This window comes from Borreliella garinii (assembly GCF_001922545.1).
Classification (GTDB): domain Bacteria; phylum Spirochaetota; class Spirochaetia; order Borreliales; family Borreliaceae; genus Borreliella; species Borreliella garinii.
Genome location: NZ_CP018744.1, coordinates 627,544 through 642,619, shown reverse-complemented (window position 1 = coordinate 642,619; position 15,076 = coordinate 627,544). Strand labels below are relative to the sequence as shown.

Here is a 15,076-nt window from a genome sequence, read left to right as displayed (position 1 = left end):
TTCTAGAGAAGTAAATGAAAATTTGGAAACAAAAAGAAACTAATATACAAATCCAAGAATTAACTTGCATTGCTAAGCAATATAATATAAATCCCTTTGAAGCAACTTTGCTCATAAAGCGAGAAATCAAAGAAGAAGATTTCATATTTTTCCTTGAAGACAGCACAAATTTACTACACAATCCATTTTTATTAAAAGATATAGATAAATTTATAAACAGAATTAATAAAGCAATTAAAGAGAATGAAAACATATTAATCTTTGGAGATAAAGATGCTGATGGAATCACAGCAACAATAATAATGTATGAGACTCTTAAAGATTTTGGACTTAATGTAAGTTATAAAATACCTTCAAATGGAGAATTTTATGGACTTTCAAAAGAATTAATCAACATGGCTTTAGAAAAAAAAATCTCTTTAATAATAACCGTTGATAATGGTATCTCTAGTATTGAAGAAATAAATTATGCAAATTCAAAAGGAATAGAAATAATAATCACAGATCACCATCTTCCAAGCGAAGATTTTAAAACTGAAAACATAGTTATAAATCCCCACCTAAAAGATGATAAATATCCATTCAAAGAAATAGCAGGATGTTGCGTAAGTTTTAAAACTTGCCTTGCTCTTAGCATGTCCTTTACAGATCTTTATTCTAAAAACCTTGTATTTTTATTTTTAGAAAAAACAAATAATGAAATTATTCTTAATGCAATAGAAATAAAAAACTATATTTTAAAACAATATCTAAGATTAAATAACAAAAATGACCCTTCAATTAACCTAAACAAACTAGAAAAATTTATACAAAACAAATGCATAGTAATCTTTAACAAAGAAGATCAAGGTCAATTATTAAATAAACACTTCGGGATAAGCATAAATATTAACACAATTGATATTAGTGAAAATTTTATAAAAAAATACCCAAATTTTAGAAAAAAAACATTAAAAGACTTAATCCAAGCAACTAAATATTTTAGATATAAAGAAGTTGAGATTAAAGACAAGCTTTACTACATATTTTACAACATAATTTTTGAAACTAACAAAAATTTGCTCCAAAAATGTCTAAAAAGACTTAGCTTTGTTGCAATAGGAACAATAGCAGACAATATGCCCATTATTAATGAAAACAGAATAATCCTAAAAGCAGGGCTTAAAGAAATTGCACTAAGAGAAAGAATGTCTATTAATTATCTATTAAAAGATGCAAACATATTAACAAAACCAAATATAACTTCAATGGATATCGCATATAAAATTGCACCAATACTAAACTCAACAGGAAGACTTGAAAAAGCAGATATTGCAATAAATTTTTTACTAGCTGACGACATTAATCAAATAGAAAATAAATTTAAAGAAATAAAAAAAATCAACGAACTAAGAAAATATAAAGAAGAAAAAGCTTGGAATTCTCATAATAAAAATACTATTTTTAAAAATGATAAATTCATAGTTTGTTATGATAAAAACACCCCAAAAGGAATAAGTTCAAGACTTGCAACTAGACTTTCTGCTTACTACCAAAAAGTTGCTATTTTTTTAACAAAGCAAGATAATATTATTAAAGGATCAATTAGATCAAACAATAAAATCAATTCAAAAGCATTAATATCGACAATACCTTCTCATTTAATAATAAATTCAGGGGGACATAAAGCTGCCGCTGGATTTACGCTGAATGAAAATTTACTCGAAGACTTTATTAAAGAATTAGAATATGCGACTACAAAAGTTAAATATGAAACTACTGATGAAAACAAGTCAATATTAATAGATGCTATTGTTCCAAAGAATTTAACAAAAAATTCTCTTTTTAAAACAATAGAAATATTTGAACCTTATGGCTATGAATTTAGAGAACCAATATTAATGATGGAAAATGTTTACCTTCAAGAACTCAAAACAATTGACAAAAATCATAGCTCAAAACATATAAATATGCGCATTAAATCACAAAACGACTACTATAAAGCTATTTTTTTTAACGGAACAAAAAAAATAGAAGAATTAAATATAAAAGAAAATCAATATTTAGACATCATTTTTACAATCAATGAAGATTTTTACTGCCCGAGGGAAAAAATTTTGAAAATTATAGACATAAAAAAGAGCGCTCAAATCAATGTATAAAATACAAAAAACCTTACTTATATTTTGTATTCTAGGAATAGAAAATATAAATTCAGAAATAATAAATACTATTCCTAAAGTCCAATATAAAAAAGAAGCATTTCAAGGAGATTACATATACTTTGCAAGTAATGAAAATTTTAAGAAGTTGTCACTTTTAAGCATAAATAAAAATCCAATCATAAGTTCTTCTCCATTCAAATTTACAGTAGGAAGTAAAACTTACTACATAGCATTTATAGGCATTACACCAATGATAAAAGAGGGGAAAAGAAAAATTCAAATAGAATTCAAAAATAAAAGCTATATCAAAGAAATAGAAATAAAAAAATTTAACTTCAAAAAAACAAAAATTAGTTTTAATAAAGAAAAAGCCAAACTTATTACCCAAAAAAAATCCATAAAACAAAAAGAACAAGCTTTGCTTTTATGGAATATTATTGGCAATATTGGAGATACAACAATATATCACTACGATGCTTTAGTTAAACCCATAAAAGATCAATACATTATAACAAGCCAATATGGAGATTTAAGGCTTTACATGCAAGGCAACAAAAAAATTTCAAATTATACGATGCATAATGGAATTGATTATGCCCCATTTAAAAGAGAAAATACTCCAATTTTTGCTGCGGGCAAAGGAAAAGTTGTATTTGCACAAAATAGAGAACTAACAGGAAACACCCTTATAATACAGCATTTGCCGGGTGTATTTACAATTTACCTTCACCTCTCAAAATTAGGAACAAGTGAAAATAAAGTAGTTAGTGCCGGCGAATATGTTGGGCATACCGGAAATACAGGCCTCTCAACAGGTCCTCATTTACACTTCGAAGTAAGAATTAATGGCATAGCAATAAACCCAGATTTCCTTTTAAATGGCATGCTTATTGACAAAAATAAAATAATAAATAATATTAGAAGAATAGAGTAAAAGGAGGTGATTTTTTGGTAACAGTCACTGTGGACAAAAATGAGAATCTTGAAAAAGCATTGAAACGTTTTAAAAGAATGATTGAAAAAGAAGCAATTATTCGTGAATGGAAAAGAAGAGAATACTATGAGAAACCATCCACAATCCGTGTAAAAAAGGAAAAAGCGTTTAAAAGAAAACAGGCAAAAAAAGTAAGAAAATTAAAACAAAAAACTAATAGGTAAATAGTAAGAGATGTTCAAATGGATATCTCTTTATTTTAAATTAATACCTCTCTTGGCTTTGATCCGTTAACGGGCCCCACATAACCCATATCTTCCATGATTTCAATAATTCGAGCTGCCCTATTGTAACCTATCTTCAACCTTCTTTGCAAATAAGATGCTGATGCTTTTCTTGTGGTTTTAACAATCTCAAGAGCTTCATCAAACATTGGTTCATCAGAAGGTCCAAGAGCAACTAAATCTTGCTCTTTTACACTATCAATAAATATTTCATCATCAATATAATTTGGAGAACCAAATTTTTTAACCTCTTCAACAAGTCTATAAACTTCTCTTTCTTTTAAAAATCCACCCTGAATTCTTTGAGGGAAAGGATTTAAAGAACTAATATAAAGCATATCCCCTTTTCCTAAAAGCTTTTCAGCACCAGAAGATCCAAGAATTATTCTTGAATCCATAGAACTAGCTACCATAAAAGAAATCCTTGAGGGGAAATTAGCTTTTATTACTCCCGTAATAACATCAACTGAAGGCCTTTGGGTCGCAAGAACTAAATGAATCCCCACAGCTCTAGCCATTGCAGCAAGTCTAGAAATTAAATTTTCCAAATCTTTTCTTGCAGAAAGAATAAGATCTGCAAATTCATCAATAATTATTACAAGATATGGCAAGATCATTAAATTTAAATTCTCATCTTTTATTTTTTTATTATAAGAAGAAATATCTCTTACCAATAAATTATCAAGAAGCACATACCTTCTCTCCATTTCATCAAGACACCATCTAAGAGCTTCTAAAGCTCTCTTTACATCTGTAATAACTGGGGTTAATAAATGCGGAATATCATTGAAAAGTTTAAGCTCAACTATTTTGGGATCTATCATAATTAATTTTACTTCATCTGGAGATTTTGAAAAAATAATTGAAGCAATCAAAGAATTTACACAAACCGATTTACCTGCTCCAGTTGCACCAGCTATTAATAGATGTGGAGAATTAACAAGATCAAAAACAATATTTTCGCCACTAATCTCCTTTCCAAGAGCAAAAGGAATTCTAAAATCACCTCTAAATTCCTCGCTGTCTATTATCTCTGAAATTACAATAAATTCACGTCTTTTATTAGGAATTTCAATTCCAACAGCTTCTCTGCCAGGAATTGGAGCAATAATTCTAACCCTAATAGCCGCAAGCCTTAAAGCAATATTATCAGAAATAGAAGTAATCTTAGAAAGCTTAATTCCCTTGTCCGGACGAATAGCATACATTGTTACAACAGGCCCTTTAATAATATCAATTAATTTAGCATTAATATTAAACTCTTTTAATGTCTCCTGGAGAATAATTGATTGCTTTTGAATTTCTTTATCATATTCAATATCCTCTACATCATTTTTAACCTCTTTCTGGTCAAAAACTGAAATATCAATAATGTAAGAATCACTTTTTTTATTCAAATCTAAATTTTCGTTATAAACATTGGGAATAGTAACCTGACTAATTATACCTTTAGTCCTTATCTCACTGGCCTTAACCTTTCCACTAATAATTAACTTATTATCTTCAAGATTGTCCAAAGATTTATACTCACAAGACTCATCAATTTCATCTGCATTTAAAGCGCTATTATTTGAAATCTCCTTATTTAGAGAGCTTGCATCTTTGGAATCTGAGCCCTCAAAAACAGTTTTGGCTAAATTAACATTAGAGGGTTTTTTATTGTTTCTTAAAAAAGCACTAAATGACCATAGGGCTTGATATTCCTCATCATTAATAATATTCTTATTATCATCAAAAGCTTGAGAATCTTTTATATCCTCTGCAAAATTTCCATAAATTTTAATATCTTTTTTAACATCCAATGAATTTGAAAATGGTAAATAACTTAATATATTTTCAAACAAAATTTTAATCTTAAACTCTAAAAATTTAAAAGCATCCAAAATAAAATTAACATCTTTGAAAAAGACATAATTCAAGTAAATCCAAACAACAAATTCTAAAATTAAAAGAATAAAAACAAAAAAATTTCCCAATATTGTACCAAAATTAATAAGAAATATCTTAATAAGATAAGATTTTTCAACATTAGAATTAATTTTTATTAAAAATATTAAAGTAAAAAACAGTATTACGGTATAATTCCAATTAAATATAAATCGTTTAGTAAAAATATGTTTTTTATAAGCGTACCAATTAACAAGTGGATAAAGTATTAAATAAAATGACAAGAATGAAAAAACATTAAACAGTATTTGTCCTATTAGATTGAAAACAAAAAATACAAATATATTGCTTAGAGGGGTCAATGCTACAAAAAGAGAAAAAGAAATAACCGTAAGCATAAAAAAAAACAAAAATTGAAAATACTGATAAAAATCTTTCATATTCTAAAAAAATAACAAACTGTAATTGAAAGTACAAATAAATATATTGAAAAATAATATAGCTTTTTGTTATTAAGCATTTTAAAAAAGAAATTTATTGAGAGAATACCAACAACAAAAGCAACCAATGCTCCTAAGTTTATTTCAAAAAAATTTAAAACCATAAAAATATCATAAAATTCTTTATATTTTAATAAAATTGCTCCAAAAACTATTGGAATTAAAGACAAAAATGAAATTTCAAATGCACTTTTTCTATTAAATCCAAGCGACACCGCAGAAAAAATTGTAATTCCCGAACGAGAGATTCCTGGAAGCGCACCTAAACCCTGCATCAGCCCTATAAAAATTCCTACTAACAAAATATTACCTTTAAAATCAATTTTAAAAAAATTAAATTCTAGCATCAAGATTAAAATACCTGTTATAATAAAATTAATTAAAATAAAAGGCAATGTAAACATTCTCTCGTATTTTGAAATAAAAGTTCCAACAACTCCAGTAACAATAGTTATTATTAATATTAGCAATATTAATTTTAAATTTGTTAAATCAGATTTATTAGTTTTTCTTAACGAAAATCTAATAAAAGTTAAAAAAAGCTCTAAAATCCTTTGGCGATAGTAAATAATAATTACTAAAACTGTTGCAAGGTGTAAATAAATATCAAATATTATTGGGAGCTTTAAATGCATAAAATGCCTAAAAAGCAATAAATGCCCCGAACTAGATATTGGTAAAAACTCTGTAATACCTTGAACAATACCCAAAATAATTGCATTTAAAATATTTATCATTAAATACTCCAATACTAATTTTTGGGAAATTCGCCCATAATTTTAACTATTACCGAATCTATTCCCTTCTTTTCATACAAAGCATCATAAAACACCGAATAAACTAATATTTTTTTAATATAATTTCTAGTCTGACTAAAAGGAATTGCCTCAATAAAAAGCTCTTTAGACAAATGTCCATAACTTTTTTCCCACTTTCTAACATTACCAATGCCCCCATTGTAAGATGCAAGGGCCTTATAAAGGCTGCCGGTTGTAGATATTCTTTTTTTTAAATAATATGTCCCAATTATTATATTATCTTTGGGGATCTTTAAATTATAATCAAAATACTTAAGTTCTTTAGAAATATCATTCGCTGTTGACGGCATAACCTGCATAAGGCCAACAGCACCGGGTTTTGAGACAGCATTTTTCTCAAAGCTACTTTCAGCTTTTATTAAAGAAAATACAACACTGGCTTCAAGCCCACGCCTTTTAGCCCAATATTCTACTAAAGATCCATAAAGATATGGATAAAGCCTTTTATAGTCATTTTCCATTAAAGCAGATTCATCTTGATTTACAAGATAATTAATCACAAGGGTTGCATCGTAATAATTTTCACTCTTTAAAAGCTCATCGTATACTCTTCGATAAAAATCGAGTGAAAATTTATATCCATTTCTAAAATCCTCAGAAATAAACCCTCTAACATAATGATAAAGATTAAATTTTAAAAATCCCTCCAAAAAAATCTCATAATCAGATTGCTCATATTTAATATCATGTCCACTTGTAAAAAATTCATCAATATTTTGATCTAATAAGTACCTGCTCATAAATGAAGAATAAGACCATTTATCATAATTAATAGCAGAATGCAAAAGACTATTGTATTCTCCGCTTACATTAGATTTAAGTAATTTATGATATATAAGCCTTGCATTAATAAAAGCAAGCTTAGATAAAATAGAATCAGAAATAACTTTTTGAGCATTAGAATAAAGCTTATAAAGGTTCTCATAGTCTTCAAGCTGAATTGATTCTAAAATATAATCTTCTAAAATCTTAATAAAAGCAGAATTTTTTTTATCACTCTCAGTATAAAACTTGGCTACGTTTTCGGCAAAATAATTTCTTGCACTTTGAGTAAAAATTAAATTACTAAAAGCCATATTAAGCAAATCAAGCCTGTTAATCTCATTTTTAAGATTTAAACCCTCAAGATATTCTTTCAAAAGAAAAAGGCCTGAATTATTTTTTCCCCTAAGATTTAGAATACCCAAATAATAATTCTTATATTTGCTCCTTATTTTACTAAAAAATGCTAAAGCATTTGAAATTTTGCCAGAACTAATAAAAGCCTTATAAACATCACTTAATACAATGTTATTATCATAATAGCCACTTAAACCATTTTTATTCAATATATTTATTGCACTATTAAAATTACCATTTGCCACTTCATACTTAAACCTAACAAGATTTAAAAAATTTGTGCCAAAGTACTTAGACTTATTTTCAATAATAAAGTAATCATAAGCCCTTACATGTAAATAATTTGCAGGTAACTTTTCAAAAAGTTCATTAAAATAAATTTTTGACTCACTTACATTAGAAAGATTAAGATAAAGAGCCGCTTTTAACAAAATATTTTCATTTTCCTGATAATCAGGAAATTCCATCTTATCAAGCTTATTTAAAAGGCTAAGTGCCTTATCGTTTTTCTTTTGCCAATAAAGACTTTTGAAGTACCCTAGTATAATAAATTTATTATTTTCGTATTTTTTATAAAGACTCTCCCCAATCAATTCAGACTCAGAATAATCTTTTATTGAGTTAAAATATTCAATAAGTTTAATTCCAGCAAATTGGGATGCAATATTATCCCCATTGAATATAGCCTTTTTCATATACTCTACAAATTTCTCTTCAAACCCTATTTTTTTAAACAAATAGGCAACATATATATAAGAATTTGGATCTATGTTAAAATGCTTGTCAAAATTTTTTTTTGAATAATCAAAATTCCATAACCAATTTAAATTATTTAAATCAAACTCTTTTGAATGCATCTTTATAAAATCACTACTCGAAACTTCTTTTTTAACAACGCAAGAAAATAAACTCAAAAATAATAAAAGAAAATTTTGCAATACACAAGAATTTTTATTAAACATATTGATCTTTTTCATATCTCTCAATTCTTTTTTTACCACATTCAAAGTAATATGAGACAAAATCTCTAGGCTTCAAAATTTTTGAAAAAACTAAAAATAAAGAAAAAAATATCAAAAGAAAAAGAGAAATAAGGCTCAAATACAACATAGGAGAATGTACAACTCCTTCACTTGAATTTAACTTAAAATTGCTTTTTACAGCATCATTCTCAAAATCTTCTCTAAGATCTAGTTCAACATCTTCATCTGAAGTATCTATTAAATCTTTGTCAATATCGGCAATAATGTCTTCAACGCTTAAATCATGCAAATCTTCTTCCTCGTCCTCTTCTGAAGATTCTTCTAGTTTTTGAAACTCAAAATTATTAAGGTTTAAAGACTCTTCATTAATATACTCAACTTTTTTATTTTCTAAATTAAGCTCTTTAGAATAAACATAACTTTCGTCATTATCATCAAAACCTTCAAAATCTGAATCATCTGAATCATCTTTTTGATATTCTTCAGTTTTTAGATCTAAAGAATTAATAGTAGGAATACTTAAATCAGAAACATCTTTTTTAACAAAATCATCTTTTTCTTCAAAAGTTAAATCAAATTCAGAACCCAAATCTTCAACAGGCAAATCATTGCCAATGCCGCTTTTTAAATCATTTGAAAGCCTGTCCCCATTAGACCCTTTAAAAGTTTGATTAAAATCTAAAAGACTTAAATCAAACTTAGATTTATCTTGAATCCCATCAGATTCACTATAAACATAAAGTATTTCGTCCATAACTTTAAAATAAACATTTACACTTAAGCTTTCCCTTTTTAAATTATCCAAGAAAAAAGAACCAACTAAAAAAGGATCTGAAAAATCTTCATATTCACTAACATAAAAACTCAACTTAATACTAGTATCACCTGCAACCTTACCTAATATTACTCTCTTAACAGAACTATCATCTAAATTTAAAACCGAATAATACTCATTATTAGATAATTTAATCGCTAAAAACCCTTTCAAAAATTATAACCTCTTTGCTTTATTTTATTGAAACCAAACTTATATACTAATTATAGTTATCATTATTATTATAACTATAATATAATATAAATAATATGATGTTCAACTTACAAATTACTTTTATTTTAAGCAAATAAACTTTTCTTAAAAGTAGATATGATGATGCAAATTAATGGGATATTTTGAATTTAGGAGCAATAAAAGTGTTACCGCTATTTATAGTAATCTCTTCATTTATAGTATTTATTTTAGTATTTTTATTTTTTAAAATAGCATTAAAGCTTACAATAGGCAAAACGAAGGGGAAAATTAAAAAGTATGACGAGAGAACGCAAAAATTAATCGAAAGAGCAATTTCTCTATTAAAAACAAATCCAAACGAAATAGGTGCCCTTGAAATTTTAAATAATTACTACTATAAAAATCAAGACCATGAGAATGGTATAAAATATGCAAAAAAATTATGCCAATTAATAGAAGACAATCCAATAAGTCAAGAAATAAACACATTTAAAGCTTTTTTAAGCTATGGATTTTATAACCTTAAAAGAAACTTCAACAGAGAAGCCTTAGAATTTTTAAAAAAAGCATACCTCTTAAAAAAAACAGATGAAGATGCAAATTATTATCTTGGTATAGCATTCTTAAAAAATGAAATGTATAAAGAAGCTCTATACTATCTTACAAAAGTTTACAAGTTTAATAAAAATAATAAGGATATCCTAAAACACATAGGGATAACTTTATTTAATCTGGAAAGCTATAGAAAAGCTGCTGGAATATTTAATAACATAAAAAAACACATACAAGGCGACATTGACGCCCTTTTAGCATATGCTAAATCTTTGTCAAAAATGAATCAAGACCATCTGGCACTAGAAATCGCTAACAAAATAAAACAAAAAGACGGAATGATTTATGAAGCTTTATTAATTACATCTGAGATTCATTCAAAAAATAAAGAATTGGATAAATTAGAACAAAATATTAAAGAAATAATAAAAGTAAAGCCTGACTTGCCTAAAAAAATTTTCCTTGAATTATTTTATAATCTTGGAGAACTTCAAATATCTGTTGAAAATTATCAAAAAGCTACAGAAGCTTTTACCAAAGTTGAAGATATTGATCCAAATTACAAAAAAATTAAAGAAAAATTAGAATTTAGTAAAAGATTAAACGAAAACATAGCACTAAGAATATACTTGCGCAGTTCAAAAGAAAATTTTGGAAAAATAGCAAATGAAATTATTTTAAAACTATATTTAAATAAATTTCAAGTAAGAGATTCTAAAATAAACGAAATAACATCACAATTTATTGATATGAACTTTCACTTAGCTAACAATCAGTGGGAAGAAAATTTAATAGTACGCTTTGTAAGAACTGAACAAGATACTTTTGGTGAATTATTCTTAAAAGATTTCATTTCAAAAATAAAAGAAAATAAAATAAAAGGACTCTGCATTGCTCCATCAAAATTCTCTTTAAAAGCTAAACAAATGATTGAAGGAAGGCTTATCGATCTAGTAGAAGGCAAAAAACTAACTCAAATACTTAAAAAAATTAACATATCCAAATACACATAAAAAATACTACCTTAAATATTTCATAGGATTTTCGGTTTTGCCATTCTTAAAAATTGTAAAATGTAAGTGATTGCCTGTGCTATAGCCAGTACTTCCCATATAGCCTATTACTGCTCCCCTTGAAACTTTTTTCCCAACTTTAACAGCAAAAGAATTCAAATGTGCATATAAAGTTTGAAATCCATTACTATGGGAAATAATAATATATTTCCCATATCCTCCCGCATTAAATCCTACAGTTACAACAATACCCTCTCTTGCGGCTTTAATGGGAGTATTGGCTAAATTTGCAATATCTATTCCATTGTGAAAGCTAATAACTCTTGTAAATGGATCTGGTCGATACCCATATCCTGAAGTAATAACACCTTGTACAGGATAAATAAAAGTCTCTCCTAATACCTCTTTTAAAAAATCTTTAGGCAATCTTCCTCCAGGAATAAACAATTTTTGCCCTAAAAATAAAACTTCATTATCAAGATTATTAGAATCTAAAATATCCACTTTGGGAATATTATAGGCACTAGCTATAGATGAAATAGAGTCATTTTTTTTAACAACATAAATAATTCCTTTCATATTAGGAACTTTAATAACTGAATTTGGCTTAATATTTCTTACATCTTTAATTTCATTAAAAGAAATTAAAGTCTCACTAGTTGTTTGATATCTAGCTGCAACATGAGAAAGAGTTTCTCCAGGCTTAATTTTATGGTCAAACACCTTTAATACAAAATTTTTTTTAAATTCAGGAACATTTGCAGAAACATTAGAATCAGGCAAATAGCTATTAATTTGCGCTATATCTTGATCGCTATAATATAAAAATGTATCAATAAAATAATCTTTGGGTAAGGTGAGTCTATTTAAAAAAATATAAGAACCGTAATAAGAAAAAATATTAATATAAAATATTAATACAAAAATAAAAATTATTGCATTTAGCTTAAAAATAAACTTATAATCGAATTTCAAGCTAAAAATATCAAAAACTTTTTCTTTAAAGTTATTATAATAATATTTATATTCATAATGATTAATATTTTGTATTTTAAGCTTATAGGAAAATAAAGAAACTTTTTTAAAAAAAAAAAAATCAATTTTTTTAAAAAAGTTTTTTAACTTGAAAACTTTTTTTCTTCTTTTACCAATATTTCTAATATCGGCAAAATCTTTTAATTCAAAATTAATATTCTTCTTACTACTGAATAAAAAATTTTTTTTACGTTTTTCTACCCTTTGCTTTTTTTTTGGTATAATCATAACATGCTATTTCATTATACAATAGAAAATTGCATTTTAATGAAAGCATTGTTTAAAAGTTATGAGAATATTTAAAGCTCACAAATATGAACTAGCGTCAATTTTAGCCGCTTGCTTACTTTTAATAACCTTAATAAAACTATTCTTATCCTTTTACATAGTAAAAGGCGAATCAATGACCCCAACAATATTTGACAAAAATTGGATTGTAAATCACAAATTTGCATATGGACTTAGACTTAAAAGTCGTCAAAAATATCTTTTATTGTGGAAAACTCCCAAAAAAAATGAAATGATACTTATTAAAGATCCCATAACAAACAAAATTGCTATCAAAAGAATTTTTGCAATTCCGGGAGAAAAATTTAAACAAATAGAAAAAAATAAAATATGCATACATGACTTAAACTTTAAAATAGATGAAAATATTTTAAAAAAAAATAATAAAAAAATTCCTGATAATCACTATTTAGTCATAGGAGAAAATAAACAAACCTCATTAGACTCAAGAGATTACGGATTCATAAAAATTGATAACATATTGGGAAAAATAATTTATTACTTTTAAAAAAGTATTGTTACTTAAGTTTTTATTCAATAATACTTGTAAAAGTGTTTGAAAGACTTTCTTTTGCTACATTGTCAGATGAACTTGTAATTTTTATTCTAATAAAATTAGAAGAATTTGTCTCTAAATCTTTAGCATTAACACTTAAAATACCACTTTCATTTAAAGTAAAAAGTACCTCTATTTTAGGAATTCCTTTTAAAGCTTTTTGAATATTGCCAAAGGAAAATCTACCTATAGAATAATTCAAAGAAGCTTTTTTATATTCACCTTGAAGTACATGGATCTCAATTTCATCTTGATAGTCATTAGTAGTTGTAAATAACTTGCTTCTAGAAATTGGTAAAGCAGTATTTCTCTCTATTAAAATAAAAAATTCATTATCCCTTATCTCAAGTCCAAGAGAATAAGGGGTAACATCTTTAAACTTAATAACAGAGTCATTTCTAGAAAGACTAAAGGCATGAATACCTGCGCCAATAGCTACAACTTCATCTTGATTTAAAGCATCTAAAATCGAAACAGAAGGAAAGGATTCCTTTAAAACCTTTTGAATCAAAGGAATCCTTGTTGAACCACCAGAAAGTATTATTTTAGAAATACTACTAATATCAACACCAGCATCAGCAATACATTCCATTGATAAGTGAATAGTTTTGTCAATATATTCACTTATCATCGCATTAAATTCATTCCTTTTGAGTTTATAATTTAAATGCTTGCCATCAAGGAAAAGCAAAGTAATGTCGACCTCTTCCATAACAGATAAATTTTTTTTACCCTCTTCAATTCGCTCTCTTAGTTGTTCAAGAAGAAAAACATCTTCTAAATTAAAATCAGGATATTCATTTTTAAAACTATCTAAAACATGCTTTTCAATGATTTTATTAAAATCATTACCTCCAAGTCGACTTTGCCCTTTAACTGAAAGAACAGTATAAGTGTCGTTTTGTTTTTCCATAAGAGTTACATCAAAAGTTCCACCGCCAAGATCATAAATAAGAAAAATTCCATCAATCTGTCTTTCAAAGGCATAAGCAATAGCAGCTGCGGTTGGTTCATTAAGTATGGCCTTGCAATTCAAACCAGCAAAATTTGCAGCTTCAACAACACCTCTCCTTTGAATCTCGGAAAAATATGCAGGAACTGTTATTACAACATTTTCAATCTCTTCATCTAAAAATTTTTCAGCGTTCTTTTTGACACTAGAAAGCAAATGTGCTGAAATATATTCTGCTCTATAAAATTCATCATCTACTTTATAAAAAGTATTAGAGCCTATATTGGTTTTAAAATTATAGAATGTTTTTTTAGGATTAACTAATATTTGATTTTTAGCGGCACTTCCAACAAAAACGTCCTTATCTGAGAAAGAAACAATAGAAGGGGTAATTCGCTCACCCCTTTCATTTAATATTATCTTAGAACTAACATCAAAATACGATGCTACAGTATTTGTGGTTCCAAGATCAATACCTATCCATTTTTTCATGAATACCTCCCCTATGTATTGAAACAATCAACTCAACCTCACCTAGATCTAACTTAAACTTTTTAGCAATAGCTTCAAAAGACATACCTTGTTCATGGAGTAAAATAATCTGATTTCGAACATTATAACTTTCTTTTATTATATTTTTTTCAATAGTAGGGATAGAATAATCCAAATTGCTTTTATAAATTCCATCACTCTTAGATCCAAAATTAGAAGAACTATTCCCAGGAATAGAACTGTTGTTAAAACCTAACAATCTCTGATCAAGAATTTCAATCCTCTCATCAACCTCTTTAATGATTCTATTTAAACTTTCAATTTTTATTTCAATAATATTTATATTTCTATCCGTAGCTTGATTAATTTCAATAATTGTTTTATCTACCTCACTTTTAAACTTTTTAAGTATGCTATTAGATTTTATTTTCAAATTAATATACACATGAAAATATATAAAAATAAATATAATTAAAATAAGATAAAAAACAATAAACATATAAAAGCCCT

General features: G+C 26.6%; 12 protein-coding genes. 5 read left to right on the top strand and 7 right to left on the bottom strand.

The window, feature by feature from the left end; translation table 11 throughout:
• The first annotated feature begins 14 nt into the window (after positions 1-14).
• The 3 genes from recJ to rpsU are packed head-to-tail and all read left to right on the top strand — an operon-like array spanning position 15 to position 3,302.
• Positions 15-2,141: a single-stranded-DNA-specific exonuclease RecJ gene (gene recJ, locus BLA33_RS03025; protein ID WP_075226441.1), complete on the top strand. Its 2,127-nt coding sequence runs from the start codon at positions 15-17 to the stop codon at positions 2,139-2,141.
• A complete protein-coding gene (locus BLA33_RS03020; protein ID WP_029346654.1) occupies positions 2,134-3,078 on the top strand; it encodes a M23 family metallopeptidase in 945 nt (314 codons plus the stop codon). The genes recJ and BLA33_RS03020 overlap by 8 nt, the downstream gene beginning before the upstream one ends.
• A 14-nt stretch (positions 3,079-3,092) precedes the next feature.
• Positions 3,093-3,302 (top strand): 30S ribosomal protein S21, encoded by a 210-nt coding sequence (gene rpsU / locus BLA33_RS03015; RefSeq protein ID WP_002656880.1) that lies wholly within the window; start codon positions 3,093-3,095, stop codon positions 3,300-3,302.
• 35 nt (positions 3,303-3,337) lie between these two features.
• Here the strand turns inward: rpsU and BLA33_RS03010 are convergent, their stop codons facing one another.
• From BLA33_RS03010 to BLA33_RS02995, 4 genes are read right to left on the bottom strand one after another with little or no spacing between them, the layout of a single operon-like run.
• The gene (locus BLA33_RS03010) at positions 3,338-5,689 is read right to left on the bottom strand and encodes a DNA translocase FtsK (protein WP_075226439.1); all 2,352 of its coding nucleotides are present in this window, start codon (positions 5,687-5,689) and stop codon (positions 3,338-3,340) included.
• Positions 5,686-6,486 (bottom strand): undecaprenyl-diphosphate phosphatase, encoded by an 801-nt coding sequence (locus BLA33_RS03005; RefSeq protein WP_029346653.1) that lies wholly within the window; start codon positions 6,484-6,486, stop codon positions 5,686-5,688. Before BLA33_RS03005 ends, BLA33_RS03010 begins: the two co-directional genes overlap by 4 nt.
• Positions 6,487-6,500: 14 nt before the next feature.
• Entirely contained in the window at positions 6,501-8,648 is a 2,148-nt protein-coding gene (locus tag BLA33_RS03000) for a flagellar assembly lytic transglycosylase (protein WP_075226582.1), read from the bottom strand.
• Positions 8,641-9,657: a hypothetical protein gene (locus tag BLA33_RS02995; protein WP_029346590.1), complete on the bottom strand. Its 1,017-nt coding sequence runs from the start codon at positions 9,655-9,657 to the stop codon at positions 8,641-8,643. Before BLA33_RS02995 ends, BLA33_RS03000 begins: the two co-directional genes overlap by 8 nt.
• A gap of 203 nt (positions 9,658-9,860) precedes the next feature.
• Here BLA33_RS02995 and BLA33_RS02990 point away from each other — a divergent pair, with 203 nt between their 5' ends.
• Complete coding sequence (locus BLA33_RS02990; protein WP_075226580.1) at positions 9,861-11,243, top strand: tetratricopeptide repeat protein; 1,383 nt, start codon at positions 9,861-9,863, stop codon at positions 11,241-11,243.
• Between the two features lie 6 nt (positions 11,244-11,249).
• On the opposite strand, the gene BLA33_RS02985 is transcribed toward BLA33_RS02990, so the two are convergent.
• Positions 11,250-12,506 (bottom strand): M23 family metallopeptidase, encoded by a 1,257-nt coding sequence (locus tag BLA33_RS02985; protein WP_075226437.1) that lies wholly within the window; start codon positions 12,504-12,506, stop codon positions 11,250-11,252.
• A gap of 61 nt (positions 12,507-12,567) precedes the next feature.
• Here BLA33_RS02985 and lepB point away from each other — a divergent pair, with 61 nt between their 5' ends.
• Positions 12,568-13,074, top strand: a complete 507-nt coding sequence (gene lepB / locus BLA33_RS02980) for a signal peptidase I (RefSeq protein ID WP_004791718.1) — start codon at positions 12,568-12,570, stop codon at positions 13,072-13,074.
• 22 nt (positions 13,075-13,096) lie between these two features.
• On the opposite strand, the gene BLA33_RS02975 is transcribed toward lepB, so the two are convergent.
• A complete protein-coding gene (locus BLA33_RS02975) occupies positions 13,097-14,566 on the bottom strand; it encodes an Hsp70 family protein (protein WP_029346589.1) in 1,470 nt (489 codons plus the stop codon).
• A complete protein-coding gene (locus BLA33_RS02970; protein WP_004792022.1) occupies positions 14,544-15,065 on the bottom strand; it encodes a hypothetical protein in 522 nt (173 codons plus the stop codon). The genes BLA33_RS02975 and BLA33_RS02970 overlap by 23 nt, the downstream gene beginning before the upstream one ends.
• Positions 15,066-15,076 lie beyond the last annotated feature (11 nt).